Here is a 17,904-nt window from a genome sequence, read left to right on the forward strand (position 1 = left end):
GGGATCCGCGGCACAGTATTCCACGAAGGAATGTCCATTCTGGAGCGAGACAAGGCCTCCGCCTATTTCGCCCAGCAAGAGAGCGGGGCTCAGGTGCTGCTCTGTTCCGAGATAGGTTCAGAGGGCCGCAACTTCCAGTTTGCCAGTCATCTGGTACTGTTCGATCTGCCCCTCAACCCGGATCTGCTGGAACAGCGCATCGGCCGTCTGGATCGCATCGGTCAGCAAAATACCGTCGAGATCCACGTTCCCTATCTGGAAGGAACTGCCCAGCGTGCCTTGCAGCTCTGGTACCACGATGGCCTGGATGCGTTCGAGCAGACCTGTCCGACCGCCCGCCCGGTATTTGAAGCCGTGCGTGACGAGCTGTTCGAACTGCTTGCCGCCAACACGGGTGATCAAGCCGCTCTGGATGCCCTTCTGGCCAGGACACGGGAGATCCACGAGCCGCTAAAATCCCGCATGGAGCAGGGGCGCGATCGCCTGCTGGAGATCCACTCCAGCGGTGGCGTGGCTGCGCAGCAACTGGTCGACAAGCTGACTGCCGAAGACGATGACACCGGCATGATCTCCTTCGCGCTCAAGATGTTCGACGAGATCGGCGTCAATCAGGATGACCGTGGCGAGAATGCTCTGGTGCTGACGCCGGGGGATCACATGCTGGTCTCCAGCTTCCCGGGCCTGCCCCAGGATGGCATGACCATCACCTTCGATCGTCCGACCGCACTGTCGCGGGATGACATGGCGCTGCTCTCCTGGGATCACCCCATGATGCGCGGTGGCATCGACCTCATCCTGGGCTCCGAGATCGGCGCCACTTCGGTGGCTCTGCTCAAGAACAAGGCGCTGCCGGTCGGCTCCATCCTGCTTGAGCTCATCTTCGTGGCCGAGTCTGCGGCTCATCCCCAGCTCTACCGCTTCATGCCGCCGACGCCAATTCGCCTGCTGATGGACAAGAACGGCCAGAACCTGGGTGAGAAGGTGGCATTTGATGCCTTCAACCGCCAGCTGACCCCGGTCAACCGCCACCTTGGCAGTAAGCTGGTAACCGCTTCCCAGCCGGTGATCCACGGCCTGATTGGCAAGGGCCAGCCGATTGCCGAAGAGCTGAAAGCCGGGATTGTCGACAAGGCGCGTGCCCAGATGGCGCAGACCCTGCAGCAGGACCTGGATCGTCTCGAAGCACTCAAGGCGGTCAACCCGAACGTGCGCGACAGCGAACTGGATTATCTGCGCAATCTGCAGGCAGAATTGCACCACCTGATCGATCAGACCCAACTCAAGCTGGATGCCATCCGCTTTATCGTGGTCACCCATAACTGACGCGATACTGAAGAGACATGACCGGCTCACGCGGGATCCCATGCCCTTTATGATTGTGGTTACCCATAACCGATGGGGGCTTGCCCCCACCTTCTGATGCGAGACATTTATGTTTGAATACTCACCGCCTCTGGAACCCTGGCTCGATATCCTGTTCAAGGACAAGGACATCATGGTGGTCAACAAGCCCACTGGCCTGCTGAGCGTCCCCGGGCGCGGCCCCGAGAATGAAGACAGCGTCCTGCATCGGGTGAAGCAGCAGCACCCCAAGGCGGCGGCAGCCCATCGCCTCGACATGTCTACCACAGGCGTCATTGTCATCCCTCTTACTCCCAATGCCCATCGGGAGCTGAGCCGGCAATTTCGCGAGCGGGAGACCGAGAAACACTACCTCGCCTGGGTGTGGGGCGAGCCGGAAGCGGACTCGGGTCAGGTAGATCTGCCGCTCTGTGTCGACTGGCCCAACCGTCCGAAACAGAAGGTGGACTTTGAGGAGGGGCGCCACGCCCTGACCCTGTGGCAGAAACTGAAGGTGGAGAACGGCAACAGCCTGATCAAGCTGACCCCCATCACAGGCCGTTCACATCAGTTGCGAGTCCATATGCTGGAGCTGGGGCACCCCATACTGGGTGACAACCTCTATGCCCATCCGGACGCGCTGGCGGCGGCCCCCCATCTCTACCTGCATGCGGCCATGCTGACCATCAGCCACCCGCGCAGCGGCGAGCGGATGACCTTTGAAGCTCCCGCACCTTTTCCGCTATAGGCCAGATCGTGGACATAAAAAAGCCCCCATCAGTTGATGGGGGCTTTTTCATTATGATCAGACGCGAATATCGATTTTACTCCCCAGTGTGGAGCTGGCCGATGTCGCTGCGGTCGGGGCTGATTGAGCCGCCGTCTGGAGCAGTTTCAATGCGGCTTCACCATCCTGGGTTTGCTGTTTCTTGGCCAGACTGGCTGTCAGCAAAGCAGAACCAAATGACGTTGATGCAGAACTAGATATATCCATGGTGTACCTCCTGCCCTAAGACTATCGGCCATCCTGTGCCAGACATGAATCATTTTGGCTAAATTAAATACGTCTTGTTGGGTTGACGCCGCTCCAGCCACTGCTCTTCCATCTCCAACAAGGTCTGATAGACCTTCTCTGCCTGCTCGGGGCGACTGAACAGATAGCCTTGTCCGTAAAGATGAATGTCGGTGAGGGTGCGCAGCACATCGAGCTGGGCCTGGGTTTCGATTCCCTCACACACCAGACTCTTGCCCAGCATGGAGCCCATGCGGCAAATGTTGGCGACCAGTTCCGAGGCTTCTACCGAGGTATCGATCCCCTGAATGAAAGAGCGATCTATCTTCACCTTGCTGACCGGCAGTTTCTGCAGATAACTGAGAGATGAGTAGCCGGTCCCGAAGTCATCCAGTGCCAGCTGTACCCCCTGCTGATTGAGATCCTGCATCAGCTGCAAGGAATTTTTCACCTCGCGCATGGTGGTGTCTTCCGTCACTTCCAGTACCAGACTGGCAGCCGGGATATGGTGCTCCATCAAGGCCTTGGCCACCAACTTCAACAAGTTGCGCTGGTACATGCCAGGCGAGATGTTCACGCACATCTGCAAGTCGACCAGCCCGAGCTGCTGCCACTGATAGAGCTGCTCACAGGCGGTATTCAGCACCCAGCTGCCCAGTTTCTCGGCCAGCTGGAACTCTTCCGCCACCTGGATCACCTCATTGGGCGGAATGAAACCCAATTCAGGGTGGCGCCAGCGCAGCAACGCTTCGACCGCCTCGCAGCGGCCACTTTCGAGATTGACGATGGGCTGGTAATAAAGCTCGAGTGCGTTGTGCTCCAGCGCCATTATCATGTCGCTGGCCAGATGCTTGCGACGCGCCGTCTCATTGAGCAGCGAATTGTCATAGATGACATAAGGGACATGGGTCTTGCGGCTGTGGAACAGCGCCTGCTCGGCCCGGCTGAGCAACTCCTGCGTCAACTTGCTATCCATCGGGAAGAAGGCGATGCCGATCCCCACCTCCAGCCGGAACGGATAATTGTCGATGATGATGTCCTGCTTGAGTGCATGGAGCAGACGGGCCACCAGCTCCCTCACCTGCCGCAGATCACTGCTCTCGCGCTGGATCATGGCAAACTGATCGCCCCCCAGGCGCGCGACCCACTCGCCGTTTTCACACAGGCTGCGGATCCTCTTTGCCAACTCCTGCAGCAGGAAATCACCTGTGTTGTAGCCGAACTTGCTGTTGATATCGCGAAAATCGTTGATATCCACCAGCACCAGCCCGAACGGTGTCTCCTTGGTCGCGTAGGACTCCATTTTCTCCAGCAGCGCCAGCCGGTTGGCCAGCCCGGTCAGGGGATCGACCCGTGCCGCACGGAAGTGCCGGCGAGCCTCGCGGATCAGCAGGCCACTGAGCAGCATCACCGACAGCACCAGGCCGGATACCATGAACAGCAGGGCATTGCGCAGCTGGCCGAAACGCTTGTCATTGCCCGAATAGACGTTGATGTTCTTCTGCATGACAGACGCAAGGGAGTAAGAAAGGGGTTCCTGCAAGGGGGCCAGTCGCATCATTATTTGCTGATAGTCCGGCGTGCCAGACTTCAACTGGGTGATGTTGGGCTCCATCTCGCGGATATTGCTTTCGATCAGCTGCACCAGCCGCAGTGTCTTCTGCTTGTCCTTCATGCTCTGGCGCAGCTGGCCACTGAGCAGGATCGGTGTGCGGCTCCAGAGGATGTCGTAACGCAGCATCAGGGTGTCGTGATCGATACCACCATAATGATAGATCTCGACGGAGTTGAGGAAGCGCCCCAACTCCAGCTGCAGTTGCATCAGGGCCCAGGAGACATCATAGGTATATTTCTCCATCACCCGGGTCGCATTCTGTATCTGCGCGAGGCAATACAGGGTACTTCCCGTGAACAACAGGATGGATAGATAAAGCACCACAAGTAAAGGCCACGCCTTGGTCTTTGCTTTCACCCGCACTCCCGCAAACCATTATATCAATGCTGGATATCAACCGAACTCAGTTGCCAGATCATCATGTCGGTAAATTCTGACCGTTTCAGCTCAGGATACTGATCCAGCGGTAGAATAAACCAAAGCGGCCCCTTATTCCGTACCCGCATGGTAACCCCGTCATCCTGCCAGGCCAGAATGGGATCATATTGTTTGACCTTATCCCAGTTGATCCTGATCTGGAAACTGTTCAATGCAGTCAGAGTAATGGCCTTGCCATCCGCCCCTACGGCAGCCAGCACATCCGCCAGTTTGGGCCCCACATACTTGTGCGGTTTGTCGACCCAGGGGTTGCTCGTCACTATCTCGTGCTGTGGCAGCGCCTTGAGCATGGCCAGATCGAAGGCAACGACCCCCTCGGTCGCCTCGGCGGGCATCACATTGCCGGTCACCTTCAAGATGACGGGTCCCTGCGGCGCCTCCAGGGCCATGGCTGGCATTGCCAGAGAAAACAGTAATGTAATCAAACCCAGTACACGCATATTCACCTCAGATAAAGTTGCCAACGATAGACTCAGTTTAGTCGCCATAAAAAAAAACGGCTCGCAAAAGCGAGCCGTTTGGTAACCATGGCAGAATTACATCATGCCCATGCCACCCATGCCGCCCATGTCAGGCATGGCAGGAGTATCTTTCTTCGGCAGCTCGGTGATCATGCACTCTGTGGTGATCATCAGGCCGGCGATGGAAGAGGCGAACTGCAGCGCGGAGCGGGTCACCTTGGTCGGATCCAGGATACCCATGGCCAGCATGTCACCGTACTGTTCGGTGTAAGCGTTGTAACCGAAGTTGCCTTCACCATTCTTCACGGCGTTGGCAATGACGGAGGCTTCTTCGCCGGCGTTGATGACGATCTGACGCAGCGGTGCTTCCATGGCGCGCAAGGCAACCTTGATACCCACGTTCTGGTCTTCGTTGTCACCGCGCAGATTGGCCAGCTTGGCAGCGACGCGCACCAGCGCGACACCACCACCGGCAACCACGCCTTCTTCTACGGCTGCGCGAGTTGCGTGCAGGGCATCGTCAACGCGGGCTTTCTTCTCTTTCATCTCGACTTCGGTAGCGGCGCCGACCTTGATCACGGCAACGCCGCCAGCCAGCTTGGCTACGCGCTCTTGCAGCTTCTCACGGTCGTAATCGGAAGAGGTATCTTCGATCTGCTGACGGATCTGGGCCACACGGCTCTCGATCAGGGCAGCATCACCCACGCCATCGATGATGGTGGTGTTTTCTTTGGTGATGACGATGCGCTTGGCACGGCCCAGATCTTCCAGAGTCGCTTTTTCCAGCTCCATCCCCACTTCTTCGGAGATCACGGTACCACCGGTCAGCATGGCGATATCCTGCAGCATGGCCTTGCGACGGTCACCGAAACCAGGTGCCTTGACGGCAGCCACTTTCACGATACCGCGCATGGTGTTGACCACCAGGGTAGCCAGCGCTTCGCCTTCCACGTCTTCGGCAACGATCAGCAGCGGCTTGCCTGCTTTGGCAACGCCTTCCAGCACCGGCAGCATCTCGCGGATGTTGGACACTTTCTTGTCAACCAGCAGGATGAAAGGATCATCCAGCTCGACGGAACCGGTTTCCGGCTTGTTGACGAAGTAGGGAGAGAGATAGCCGCGATCGAACTGCATGCCTTCTACTACAGCCAGCTCGTCGTCCAGGCCCTGACCGTCTTCAACCGTGATGACGCCATCACGACCGACTTTATCCATGGCTTCGGCAATCAGCTTGCCCACTTTCTCATCGGAGTTGGCGGAGATGGTACCCACCTGAGCGATGGCATTGTTGTCGGCACACGGCTGGGACAGCACTTGCAGCTCGGCAACGGCAGCGATGACGGCCTTGTCGATGCCGCGCTTCAGATCCATCGGGTTCATGCCGGCGGCAACGGCCTTCAGGCCTTCGTTGACGATGGCCTGAGCCAGTACGGTCGCCGTGGTGGTACCGTCACCGGCGGCATCGTTGGCCTTGGAAGCAACTTCCTTGACCATCTGGGCACCCATGTTCATGAACTTGTCTTCCAGCTCGATTTCGCGAGCAACGGAGACGCCATCCTTGGTGATGGTCGGGGCACCGAAGGACTTGTCCAGTACCACGTTGCGGCCTTTCGGGCCCAGGGTGACCTTGACGGCATCGGCCAGGATGTTGACGCCTTCCAGCATCTTGATGCGTGCTTCGTTGCCAAACTTGACTTCTTTAGCTGCCATTTTCTTCAATCCTTAAATCAATTCGGGGAAAAGGGTGAATTACGCTTCGACAATCGCCAGGATGTCGGTCTCGGACAGGATCAGTACATCCTGACCATCCAGCTTCTCGGTCTTCACACCGTAGCCTTCGTTGAAGATCACCTTGTCACCCACCTTGACGGCGAGGGCTTTGACGTCGCCATTGTCCAGAATTCGGCCAGTCCCCACGGCAAGTACTTCACCACGGGTGGACTTCTGGGCCGCAGTACCAGTCAAGACAATGCCGCCAGCGGATTTGGCTTCAGCTTCGATGCGCTTGATGATGACGCGGTCGTGCAGTGGACGAATTTTCATCGATAACTCTCCCAAAATGAGTCTCTGTGTTGCTTTGAGGAATGGCCATTCCTGGCCAAATTAGATATGCCTCTGATGTGGGGCGTTTTTGTTAACCCTTCAAGGGCAAATACAAAAAAAATATTTTCACGTACTATGAATATCTTCGATGAATCGCCCGTGTCCCGGTCAGGAAACCGGATTTGCGCTGCTTGCAGCCAGGACGCACTTCGCCAGATGCAAGAGACGAGCCCGTGACCCGACCCAATCCCATGCTGACCGCCCCCATGACGTCCGTGTTGTTGCGCATGACGGGCCCCATGATACTCGGCATAGTCGCCATACTGGCTTTCAACCTGGTCGACACCTTCTTCATCGGCATGCTGGGCACCCAGGCGCTGGCGGCCATCAGCTTCACGTTCCCGGTCACCTTCGTGGTGACCTCGCTGGCGATGGGGCTGGGGGCCGGACTCTCGGCCGTGATTGGTCACGCGCTCGGCCAGGGCCGGCATGACGAGGCCGCCCGCATCACCACCGACAGCCTGTTCCTAGCCGTGGTGCTGGTCACCCTGCTCTCCGTACTGGGCGCCCTGACGATAGTTCCCCTCTTCACCCTGCTCGGGGCCAGCCGTGAGCTCATCTCGCTGATCCACGACTACATGCTTATCTGGTACCTCACTGTGCCTCTGCTGGCGCTGCCCATGGTGGGCAATGCCGCCATCCGGGCCACCGGGGATACCAAGACCCCGAGCCTGGTGATGGGGGTGGCGGGACTGGTCAACGGTGTGCTGGATCCCCTGCTCATCTTCGGCATAGGTCCTTTTCCCGAGTGGGGGATCCGCGGGGCTGCCATTGCCACCTCGATCTCCTGGTTGATGGCCATGCTGGTCAGCCTCTATATATTGCGCCATCGGGAAGGCCTGCTGCGCTGGCGCCTATCCCCGCGCCCGCAGTTGCTGGCTCACTGGCGCGCCCTGCTGCACGTGGCGGTACCGGCCTCCTTTACCAACATACTCAACCCGCTGGCCAATGCCGTGCTGATGACCATCTTCGCCGGGTTGGGCACCGAGGTGGTGGCCGCCTATGGCGCCGCATCGAGAGTGGAAGCCTTGCTGCTGATCGTGATGATGGCGCTCTCTTCCGTGCTGGCCCCCTTCATTTCTCAAAACTGCGGAGCGGGCAACCCGGCCCGCGCCAAGGCGGCGCTGCAGTTCTGCATGCGCTTCGCCCTGCTGTTCCAACTCGGTGTCTACGGCCTGACCTGGCTGCTGGCACCACTCATCGCCAACCTGTTCAGTGATCACCCGCAGGTGGTCCGTCTCATCATCCTTTATCTGCATCTGGTGCCCATAGGTTACGGCTTCCAGGGCATGGTGATGCTGCTGGCCTCGGCGCTCAACGGTGTCAGGGCCTCGAGCGTCTCGTTTCTGTTCAACGGGTTGCGACTGTTTGTCTTCTTGCTGCCAGGGGCCTGGCTGGGGGCGGAACTGGGTGGGGAACAGGGGGTCTATCTGGGGATACTGCTGGCCAATCTGGCGGCGGGCATACTGGCCTGGTGGTATGCCCGTCACCGCTTCGAACGGCTGTGCCATCAGGGCAGACCCTGACAGGCACAGTCTCAATACTGAGGTTTATTCTTTACGTTCAAACTCGCCTTCTATGGTGGTCCCGCCACGATTGGCCTCACCCGGTTGTCCCTCGCCGGGACGCGCCTCGAACGTAGGCTGCTGCGCCTGAAAACCGCCCATCTGCATCCTGAACTGACCGCTGCCCACCAGCTTGTCGGCCAACCTGTTGCGCAGCCAGGGCTGCAACAGCAGGATGCCGAAGATATCGGTCACAAACCCCGGGATGATCAGCAGCAAGCCGGCCAGCGCCAGCATCATGCCCCCTATCACCTCGCGGCCCGGCATCTCGCCCTGCTGCATCTTTTGCTGCGCATTGAGCAGGGTCTTGATGCCTTCACTGCGCACCAGCGATGACCCGATCACGGCGGTCAGCACCAGCAAGCCGACGGTTGGCAAGGCGCCAATCACGGAACCCACCTCGATCATCACGGTTAGCTCGAGCAGCACCAGACCGACCAACAACAGAAATAACTTGCCCATAACAACCTCAGTGCGGGTGAATTTGAATGAATCTCAGGTCGGTGGCAGCCACCGAAATAATCTTGCTGCCAACCCACCATGATATAGGTCCTTGATAATTAAAATGGGGGTACCCCCTCGTTTTTCAAGTCTGAAGGGTGATAGAACGCCGGATATTCAGAAAAAACGGCCTGCTGGACTGTGATTGAAGTCCTTGTTCTGTCAAAGTAAATCGTTCGATTGCAATATCTGTTTAATGACCACAAGTTATTTGAGGTTGTCTCAAATTTAGTGATCCAGGTCTAATATCAGATACCTCAATTGAGGTAATATCGACGCCAGTAATTAAGGGAGCAAAAAAGCCCCCAACTGCCCCACTCGATGTGTGGTGCTTCAGGATGAGCCGTGCGTAAGGAACTCGCGACCACTCGGTGAGGATCGTTTCCATTTATCTGATTTCTGAGGCATTACAATGAGCGACATCAAGAACGTCCGCATTGAAGAAGACCTGCTGGGCACCAAAGAAGTTTCCAATCATTTCTACTACGGTGTGCACACCCTGCGCGCTGTCGAGAACTTCAAGATCAGCTCTCAGAAGATTTCTGACGTTCCGGAATTCGTCCGCGGCATGGTACTGACCAAGAAGGCCGCCGCCATGGCAAACGGCGAACTGGGCACCATCCGTCCTGAGATTGCTGACAAGATCGTAGAAGCCTGCGACCTGATGCTGAACACCGGTAAATGCTTCGACCAGTTCCCGGTCGACGTTTATCAGGGTGGTGCCGGCACCTCCGTCAACATGAACACCAACGAAGTACTGGCCAACATAGCCCTCGAGATCATGGGTCTGGCGAAAGGCCGTTACGACGTCATCAACCCAAACGACCACGTCAACAAGTGCCAATCCACCAACGACGCCTACCCTACCGGTTTTCGCGTTGCCGTGGTGAACAGCACTGACACCACGCTGCATGCGCTGGAAGCGCTGATCGCCGCCTTCGATGCCAAGGCCGCCGAATTCAAGAGCATCCTGAAGATGGGTCGTACCCAGCTGCAGGACGCGGTTCCCATGACTCTGGGCCAGGAATTCCACGCCTTCGCCGTCACCCTGCGTGAAGAGATCAAGTCCATCAAGCGTTGCCAGGAGCTGCTGCTGGAAGTGAACCTGGGCGCGACCGCCATCGGTACCGGCCTGAACACCCCGCCCGAGTACTCAGCCCTGGCCATCAAGCGCCTGGCCGAGATCACCGGTCGTGCCTACGTACCGGCTGAAGATCTGATCGAAGCGACCTCCGACTGCGGCGCCTACGTGATGCTGCACGGCGCCATCAAGCGTCTGGCCATGAAAATGTCCAAGATCTGTAACGATCTGCGTCTGCTCTCCTCCGGCCCGCGCACCGCGCTCAAAGAGATCAACCTGCCGGAAATGCAGGCCGGTTCCTCCATCATGCCGGCCAAGGTCAACCCGGTCATTCCGGAAGTGGTCAACCAGAGCTGCTTCAAGGTATTCGGTAACGACGTCACCATCACCTTCGCCGCCGAAGCCGGTCAGCTGCAGCTGAACGTCATGGAGCCGGTGATTGGTCAGGCCATGTTCGAATCCCTGAGCCTGATGGAAAAAGCCTGTATCTCCCTGCGCGAGAAGTGCGTCGAAGGCATCACTGCCAACCCGGAAATCTGCATGAACCACGTGCTGAACTCCATCGGTATCGTGACCTACCTGAACCCCTTCATCGGCCACCACGAAGGGGACATAGTCGGCAAGATCTGCGCCCAGACCGGCAAGAACGTCCGTGAAGTCGTGCTGGAACGCGGCCTGCTGACTGCAGAGCAGCTGGATGAAATTCTCTCCATCGAGAACCTGATGAACCCGCAATACAAAGCCAAGCGCTACACCCGCGAAGCCACCGTATAAGCGAGCAAATGGGCCGGGTTTATCCCGGCCCATAAAGTCAGTTCCCGATCGGTCTCACCCAGCCCCATCGGGAATTGGCTTTTCTGCCAAATAAAACCTAAAAAAACTGGAAAATGGAGTGTTCACTATGATTGTTATCGAGTTACTTGTCGTGCTCGCCGCTATCTATCTGGGAGCCCGGATAGGCAGTATCGGTATCGGCTTTGCCGGTGGTCTGGGTGTGCTGGTACTGACCTGGGGTCTGGGGGTACAAATTCCGAGCGACCAGCTGGTCACCTTCATCCCCTGGGACGTGATCATGATCATCGCGTCCGTCATCTGTGCCATTGCCTGTATGCAACTGGCCGGTGGCATGGACTACCTGGTGTCGCTGGCAGAAAAGGCCTTGCGCAAGAATCCCAAGTACATCACCTTCGCCGCCCCCATAGTCACCTATCTGATGACCATGCTGGCCGGTACCGGTCACACCGCCTTCTCCACCCTGCCGGTGATCGCCGAAGTGGCCAAGGAGCAGGGCATTCGTCCTTCCCGTCCGCTCTCCATCGCGGTTGTCGCCTCCCAGATCGCCATCACAGCCTCCCCGATCTCCGCGGCCGTGGTTGCCTTCTCCGGCATGCTGGAGCCGTTCGGTGTCGACTACCTGACCCTGCTGGCCATCTGCATTCCGTCCACCTTCCTCGCCTGTATCCTGGGCGCCTTCATTGCCAACATGATGGGCAAACCGCTGGAGCTGGATGAAGTCTATCTGGAGCGTAAAGCCAAGGGGCTGATCAAGCTGCGTGGCACCACCAAGCTGGAGCTGAAGCCTTACGCCAAGGTTTCTGTCTGGATCTTCATCGCCGCCATCGTGGCCGTCATGGCCTATGCCACCGCCATCTCGGGCAAAGTGGGCCTGATCGCCAATCCGCCGATCCCCCGTGACGGTGCCATCATGGGCATCATGCTGGCTGCTGCCACCATCATGACCCTAGTCTGCAAACTGGACGCCACTCAAGTGACCAACATGCCGACCTTCAAGTCCGGTATGTCCGCCTGTATCTGCGTACTGGGTGTGGCCTGGCTGGGCAACGTCTTCGTGAAAGGCAACATGGACACCATACAGCTGATCGCCGGCGACCTGCTGAACCAGTACTCCTGGCTGCTGGCCGTGGTGCTGTTCTGCGCCGCCATGCTGCTCTACTCACAAGGTGCCACCACCAAGGCTCTGATGCCGGCCGCACTGGCACTGGGTGTCAGCCCGCTGACCGCCATCGCCTCGTTCGCTGCCGTGAGCGCCCTGTTCGTACTGCCGACCTACCCGACCCTGCTGGCCGCGGTCGAGATGGACGACACAGGCTCGACCCGCATCGGCAAGGCCGTGTTCAACCACCCCTTCTTCATCCCCGGCACAGCAACTATCGCTTTCGCCGTGGCACTGGGCTTCTTCTTCGGCGGTCTGATACTCTGATCAGCATTTCATGCCATAAACCTTCAAACGGCCCGCTCTGGGCCGTTTTTTATGCCTCGTTTTTACGTCAAATCATTAATTAATCCTCATGCGCTTCAGTTTCTATCAAGGTTCGCAGATCTACTCTGGGGCATCGGAACAGAGACCGATCAACAGGGCCGAGCACAGGTCCGACAGTGTTTACACCAGAGGAATGAACAATGAAAAAGACCGCATTGACTATGGCCATCTCCAGCGTGCTGCTGGCCGGTGGTGCGCAAGCCGCTACCGTCTATGACCAGAATGGCACCAAACTCGAGATCGGTGGCCGTGCTCAAGGCATGTACTACGGTACCGATGACAACGGCGCCGAAGGTGATCAGAGCTACTTCCGTCTGCACGTTGGCGGCGAAACCAAGATCGACAACGAGCTGACCGCGTTCGGCTTCGCTGAATACAACCTGCCGGTCTCCGGCTCCGACAACGACGAGCTGCGTTTGGCTTACGCCGGCATCAAGCACGATCGTTTCGGTGCCTTCAGCTATGGCCGTCAGGATGGTCTGTTCACCAAAGCCGTGAACAACTACACAGACGTGCTGCCTGAGTGGGGCGGTGACGGCCTGGGTAAAGACACCGAAGTATTCGGCACCGGCCGTACCAACGGCCTGGCCCAGTACATCTACACCTATCAGGGTCTGACCCTGGGTGCCCAGTTCACCGGCAACAACGATCCGCAGAACGCCGACCGTTCCGTGATTCACGGCCCGAACAGCAACTGGAATTCTGAAGGGTCTGCTGAAGGCTTCGCCCTGTCCGCCAACTATGACTTCGACATGGGTCTGAGTCTGGGTGCCGCCTATAACCAGGCTGGCAAGACCGACGAGCAGGCTGACAACGCCGCCTTCGGTGGCGACCGCGATGCCAAGCTGTACGGCGTGGGCGCCAAGTACGAAGCCGGCGATCTCTACCTGGCCGCGACCTACTCCCACGGTGAAGACCACCTGTTCGTCAACAACGGCTACGCCGAGAAGATGGATGGCTACGAAGCCGTGGCCCAGTACACAGTTGGCAAGTTCAAGCCGTCTCTGGCCTACCTGCGCACCGACGTGAAGGACAATGCTCGCGGTATCGATGACACCGCCACCGAATACGTATCCATCGGTGCCTGGTACAACTTCACCGACAACTTCAACGCCTATGTTGATTACAAGATCAACCTGCTGGACAACGTCAACGGTACCCACACCAACTCGCTGGGCAAAAACACCGACGACGTGGTCGCCGTGGCCCTGCAGTACAACTTCTAAGTAATTGGAAGTCAGTTATACCCTGTGATACCAATGTCTACTGTTTGAATTACTTCCGGCCGCCCTGCGGCCGGTTTTTTTATTGCCTGTCAGATGTTGACCCGCGCCAGACTCGGCTCGCGGTGAAAGCAGTTCACCAGCAGCAGCAAGGTCGTCACGCCGACCGTCCCCAGCACCAGCCAGGGTAACCAGGGCTGCCCCTGGGCATTGGCGTAATCATGCAGGGCACCGCCCCCCACGTATCCCGTCATGCCACCGAGCGCCAGCCCCAGCCGGCTGAAGCCCATGTAACTGCCACGCGCGCCCGGCTGCGCCAGCTTGGTCATGAGGGTCTCCCGCGCCGGCTCGGCGATGACGATCCCCAGATAGAAACAGGCAAGCAGCATGAAGACGGCGGGCAACGTAGTCGCAAACGCCACCAGCCCGATACCGGCCGTCATCAGCAACACGCCCGCCATCAGCCGGCTCTCCAGCTTGAAGTGCTTCTCGCCATAACGGGCGAGAGGGTAGAGCAGCGCCAGCGAGATGGCGGTCTCCAAGGTATACATCCAGCCCACCGCCGTGGTGCTGCCCGCCATCTGTTTCACCAGTATGGGGAAGATCAGCATCACCTGCACCCAGAGCGCGTAGTAGCCGCTCAGGATCAGCACCAGCCGGCAGAAGGCCTTGTCCGCCAGCACCTGGCCGAGGCCGGCCCGGATCGGCGTCGGCCGCTGCGAGAGCTTGTAGGGCGGCAGGATCAGCAGGTTGCACAGGGCCGCACAGACAAACAGACCGGCCCCCAGCAGGCAGACATACTCGAAGTCGAAGTTGAGCAGCCAGCTGCCGAGCAGAGCCCCCACCACGGCGCCCGCGCTCTCCAGCATCATCAACAGGGAAATGTAGCGACCCCGCTGGCGCGGACGGGTGAACTTGATCACCAGGGCGGCCCTGGGTGGGTCGAACAGACAGCCCCCCAACCCCGAGATGATGCAGGAGAGGATCAGCTCAAGCCCGCTCTGGGCATAGGCCAGACTGGCAAAGCCCGCGGCCCGCAACAACATGCCGCCCACTATGAGTGGCCGGGCGCCAAACTTGTCCGCCAGCGATCCCCCCAGCACCCCCAACCCCTGCTGGGTCAGCTGACGCAGCCCCAGCGCCAGACCGACCACCCCGGCCGCCCAGCCAAGCTGATCCACGAAGCGCAGGCTGATCATGGGCATCACCACGAAAAAACCCAGGATCACCAAGAGGGAATCCAACGCCAAAAACCACCGCCCCAACCGCCTCGCCCGCTCTACCATGACTGCCTGACCCCTGCTTCGCTAATGACATCCAACTCGCTCGTCTCATCGCCCGGATGACGCCGTCGCCAAACCGGGTCAAGGGTGACTGCAACCCTCTGACCCGGCATGGCAATATGCCAATGCACAACGATTGATACTGCTATTCTGGAAGGCCACCAGATATAGTGGTAGCCGACAACTGGCTATATTTCATATTGGATTACGTTATGGCTATGACTCTGGATGACTTGCAATTACTACTGGATGTGGTCAATCGCGGCAGCTTCAGCAAGGCGGCGGCCATTCGCGGCTGGTCGCAACCCATGGTCAGCCAGCGGATCGCCGTGCTGGAACAGGCGCTGGGACAACCCCTGTTTCGCCGCCACAGACGCGGCGCCACGCCCACCCCAGCCTGCGAGCAGTTTCTGCCTGCGGCGGCGGCAGCCCTGAGTGCACTGGAAGGGGGACGCCTGGCGATGCAGGGGGCGCCTGCCCTGCCCCGCATCAAGCTCTCCTGCCTGCCCTCCCTGACCACAGTGGTGTTTGGCCCCCTGCTGCTGGCGCTGGTGGATGAAGCGTTCGAGATCCGCTGCAACACGGATCACTCCGGCATCATAATGCAGGAGCTGCTGACCGGTGAGACAGACGTCGGCTTCATCCTCAAATGCCCGGCCATCGCCGGCATCCAGCTCGAACTGCTCTACCGCTCCCCCATCATAGCGGTGGCCTGCGCCACCCATCCGCTGGCCGGGCGGCAGGGGCTGACCCTGCAGGACATAGCCAACGAACGGCTGGCCCCCCAGCAGTGGGGCACAGGCTGCGACGAGCTGATCCTGCAACTGCGACTGCTGCGCCAGGTGGCGAGCCCGCTGCACGCCATCCAGCCCGCCAGCGCGGCGCGGGAACTGGCGCTGGAGCACGGCTTCATCACACTGATGCCGGCGCTCGCCATCAGCCGGGACCTGGAGTTTGGCCGCCTGGTCCAGCTGGATGTGGTGGATCTGCCGCAGGATCACTGGGATGTCATGATGGCCTGGCGCAGCGGCAAGCGGCCCAACCCCGCCAAGGAGCGGGTGCTGGAAGCCGCTCGCACCCTGGCCCGGCGCTGGTCTGGCAAACCCGCATAAAAAAGCGCCGGACAAGTCCGGCGCCAAACGCTAGGTCACATCAAGCAGGGATCAGTAGGTCGCCTTGAGGGTCACCCCGGAGAAGGCGCTGAAGCCGCTCAGCTGCACATACCAGGTACCCGCCTTGGGCGAATTCAGGGTGCAGGTCTCGGTGTTGCCACTCTTGTAGGGGCGGCAGTCATAGCTGGTGCCGGTCGGCAGCGCCCCGAACTTCACATAGAGATCCGCATCGCCTGTGCCGCCACTGCTGGCGACTACCAGCTGGCTCTTGCCGGCCGGAACGTCGATGGTGAAGTTCACCTTGCCACCCTTGGCGGCGGAGAGCCCGCTCACCGGGACCCCGTTTTGCAGCACGCTGCCCGGTGGTGGCGGTGTGGTACCGCAGGAGGCGTTGACCCCGACCGTGGTAAAGGCTGCTGCCACGTCAGTCAGGCTGTAGCCCAGATCGGTGGCCGCCTTGGTCACGCCACAGGCGCCCTGATCGTAGGTGGTGTTGGCGCCCCAGTAGAGACGGTTGGCCAGCACGAACACTTCGAAGGCCTTGCGGGTATTCCAGCCACTGGTGTTGGCCAGCAGATAGAAGGCACGGTTGTAGACACCCGAGCTGTGGTGCACGTCGATGCCGTCATAGTAATCGCTGGCATGACCGATGGAGCTGCCATCACGAGTCGGATCCTCGAAGTAGCGCAGCGAGCCGTTGCCCTTGAAGATCTGGGCCCCGACCAGCCAGTCGTTGCTGCCCTTCATGTAATTTTCAGCCGCTTCCCCCGCCATGTCGGAGAAGGCCTCGTTGATGCCGCCCGATTGGCCCGAGTAGACCAGGCCCGAGTTCTGCTCGGTGAAACCGTGGCTCACCTCGTGGGCGGCTACGTCCAGGCTCACCAGCGGGTAGAAGGTGGTGGCGCCATCGCCAAAGGTCATCTGGCTGCCGTCCCAGAAGGCATTCTCGTAGTTGCGGCTGTAGTGCACCCGCATCTTCAGCTTGAAGCTGAGCGGCGCCGTGTTGTACCAGTTGCGGTACATGTCGAACACCACGTTGCCGAAGTAGTGGGCATCGTTGAGTGGCGAGTAGGCACCGTTGATCTCCTTGACCGTGTTCTCCGGGCAGGTGAACTGGTGTACGGCACCACCCGTGGTGGCGTGATTCATGTTGACCGTGTCCACGTTCGGGCTGGTCATGCGGCAGCTGTCGTCCACCAGCAGGGGGCCGAAGTCGGAGCCGTAGAAGTATTTGCCGGTCTTGACGTTGCCACCCGGGCCTGTGGCGTCCTTGTGGTTGATCCCCTCCCAGCGCTTGAGCTCGGCCCCGCTCTGGGCATCGATCACCACGAAGGGACGGCTCGGCTGCTCGCTTGCCGCCAGCCAGGATACCAGATAGACCAGACGGGCCTGACCGGCCTCATCCTGCATCACGAACAGCTTGACCCGCTCGTTGCTACCCTTGGCCCCGGCACGGGCCTTGCCAGCGGCATCGGCCGGTGACAGGGCGGCGGTCGGGCTGGCCACGTCGGCATCGATCTGGCGCAGGATCTGGCCGGAGACCTGGCTTATCTGACCACCGAGGGACTGTTCGGCCACCAGCACCTGGCCCCAGACCGGGATGCCGTGCCAGGTCTGCTCATAGCGCACCCGCTGCTGGCCATTGGGCAGCTTGACCGCCCGCACCTGACGAAACTCGCCATCCCCGGCCAGCGCGCTCACCCCAGCGGCACCGCTCGGTGCCCCCTGAATGCCCGCCACCTGATGTACGTCAACCTGTTCTGCAGCCAAGGCTGCGCTTCCCCAGCAGGCCAATACCACGGCCAAATAGACTTTGTTCATCTCGTCTTTCCTTAAGTCGATGAAGATTGCACGCCGGGTCCGTTGCCCGGCGTTCCTACACTAGTTG

At 59.4% G+C, this 17,904-nt stretch carries 15 protein-coding genes (1 of these 15 running past the window's edge); 7 read left to right on the forward strand and 8 right to left on the reverse strand.

The genetic code is table 11. The features are described 5' to 3' along the window. Positions 1 to 1,323 carry the end of an RNA polymerase-associated protein RapA gene (gene rapA, locus IU367_RS17520; protein ID WP_241280520.1) on the forward strand. 1,545 nt of this gene lie to the left of the window's left edge, so 1,323 of the gene's 2,868 nt are visible here — the last part of the coding sequence; the start codon falls outside the window, past its left edge; it ends in the stop codon at positions 1,321 to 1,323. Between the two features lie 109 nt (positions 1,324 to 1,432). Next, positions 1,433 to 2,089, forward strand: coding sequence for a bifunctional tRNA pseudouridine(32) synthase/23S rRNA pseudouridine(746) synthase RluA (gene rluA, locus IU367_RS17525; RefSeq protein ID WP_098980675.1), 657 nt, complete (start codon positions 1,433 to 1,435; stop codon positions 2,087 to 2,089). A gap of 57 nt (positions 2,090 to 2,146) precedes the next feature. Here rluA and IU367_RS17530 read toward each other — a convergent pair whose 3' ends face one another. The 5 genes from IU367_RS17530 to IU367_RS17550 form a co-directional block, all read right to left on the reverse strand. Next, positions 2,147 to 2,335 (reverse strand): hypothetical protein, encoded by a 189-nt coding sequence (locus IU367_RS17530; protein ID WP_080741189.1) that lies wholly within the window; start codon positions 2,333 to 2,335, stop codon positions 2,147 to 2,149. A gap of 58 nt (positions 2,336 to 2,393) precedes the next feature. Further along, positions 2,394 to 4,325 (reverse strand): putative bifunctional diguanylate cyclase/phosphodiesterase, encoded by a 1,932-nt coding sequence (locus IU367_RS17535; protein WP_098980676.1) that lies wholly within the window; start codon positions 4,323 to 4,325, stop codon positions 2,394 to 2,396. Positions 4,326 to 4,348: 23 nt separating this feature from the next. Beyond that, positions 4,349 to 4,846 (reverse strand): putative pterin-binding protein, encoded by a 498-nt coding sequence (locus IU367_RS17540; RefSeq protein WP_274454393.1) that lies wholly within the window; start codon positions 4,844 to 4,846, stop codon positions 4,349 to 4,351. Between the two features lie 96 nt (positions 4,847 to 4,942). Next, positions 4,943 to 6,577: a chaperonin GroEL gene (gene groL / locus IU367_RS17545; protein WP_043554921.1), complete on the reverse strand. Its 1,635-nt coding sequence runs from the start codon at positions 6,575 to 6,577 to the stop codon at positions 4,943 to 4,945. A 39-nt stretch (positions 6,578 to 6,616) separates the two neighbouring features. Continuing rightward, entirely contained in the window at positions 6,617 to 6,910 is a 294-nt protein-coding gene (locus IU367_RS17550; RefSeq protein ID WP_005318973.1) for a co-chaperone GroES, read from the reverse strand. Positions 6,911 to 7,143: 233 nt separating this feature from the next. Between IU367_RS17550 and IU367_RS17555 the strand changes: the two genes are divergently transcribed. Continuing rightward, positions 7,144 to 8,496, forward strand: coding sequence for an MATE family efflux transporter (locus tag IU367_RS17555; protein WP_420796486.1), 1,353 nt, complete (start codon positions 7,144 to 7,146; stop codon positions 8,494 to 8,496). Between the two features lie 24 nt (positions 8,497 to 8,520). On the opposite strand, the gene IU367_RS17560 is transcribed toward IU367_RS17555, so the two are convergent. Then, entirely contained in the window at positions 8,521 to 8,997 is a 477-nt protein-coding gene (locus IU367_RS17560) for an FxsA family protein (protein ID WP_274452576.1), read from the reverse strand. A 451-nt stretch (positions 8,998 to 9,448) separates the two neighbouring features. Here IU367_RS17560 and aspA point away from each other — a divergent pair, with 451 nt between their 5' ends. The 3 genes from aspA (at position 9,449) to IU367_RS17575 (ending at position 13,624) form a co-directional block, all read left to right on the forward strand. Beyond that, on the forward strand, positions 9,449 to 10,891 hold the full coding sequence (gene aspA, locus IU367_RS17565; RefSeq protein WP_043142053.1) for an aspartate ammonia-lyase: 1,443 nt from the start codon (positions 9,449 to 9,451) through the stop codon (positions 10,889 to 10,891). Between the two features lie 127 nt (positions 10,892 to 11,018). Next, complete coding sequence (locus IU367_RS17570) at positions 11,019 to 12,338, forward strand: anaerobic C4-dicarboxylate transporter (RefSeq protein WP_274452578.1); 1,320 nt, start codon at positions 11,019 to 11,021, stop codon at positions 12,336 to 12,338. A 200-nt stretch (positions 12,339 to 12,538) separates the two neighbouring features. Further along, entirely contained in the window at positions 12,539 to 13,624 is a 1,086-nt protein-coding gene (locus IU367_RS17575; RefSeq protein WP_274452579.1) for a porin, read from the forward strand. Positions 13,625 to 13,713: 89 nt separating this feature from the next. Here IU367_RS17575 and mdtH read toward each other — a convergent pair whose 3' ends face one another. Then, positions 13,714 to 14,907 (reverse strand): multidrug efflux MFS transporter MdtH, encoded by a 1,194-nt coding sequence (gene mdtH / locus IU367_RS17580; protein ID WP_098980680.1) that lies wholly within the window; start codon positions 14,905 to 14,907, stop codon positions 13,714 to 13,716. A gap of 209 nt (positions 14,908 to 15,116) precedes the next feature. On the opposite strand from mdtH, the gene IU367_RS17585 reads away from it, so the two are divergent. Beyond that, on the forward strand, positions 15,117 to 16,016 hold the full coding sequence (locus IU367_RS17585; RefSeq protein WP_043142060.1) for a LysR family transcriptional regulator: 900 nt from the start codon (positions 15,117 to 15,119) through the stop codon (positions 16,014 to 16,016). A gap of 51 nt (positions 16,017 to 16,067) precedes the next feature. Here IU367_RS17585 and IU367_RS17590 read toward each other — a convergent pair whose 3' ends face one another. Next, the gene (locus tag IU367_RS17590) at positions 16,068 to 17,837 is read right to left on the reverse strand and encodes a M4 family metallopeptidase (protein ID WP_043142062.1); all 1,770 of its coding nucleotides are present in this window, start codon (positions 17,835 to 17,837) and stop codon (positions 16,068 to 16,070) included. Between the last annotated feature and the right edge of the window lie 67 nt (positions 17,838 to 17,904).

The sequence above is a fragment of the Aeromonas bestiarum genome, assembly GCF_028751155.1.
GTDB classification, from domain to species: domain Bacteria; phylum Pseudomonadota; class Gammaproteobacteria; order Enterobacterales; family Aeromonadaceae; genus Aeromonas; species Aeromonas bestiarum.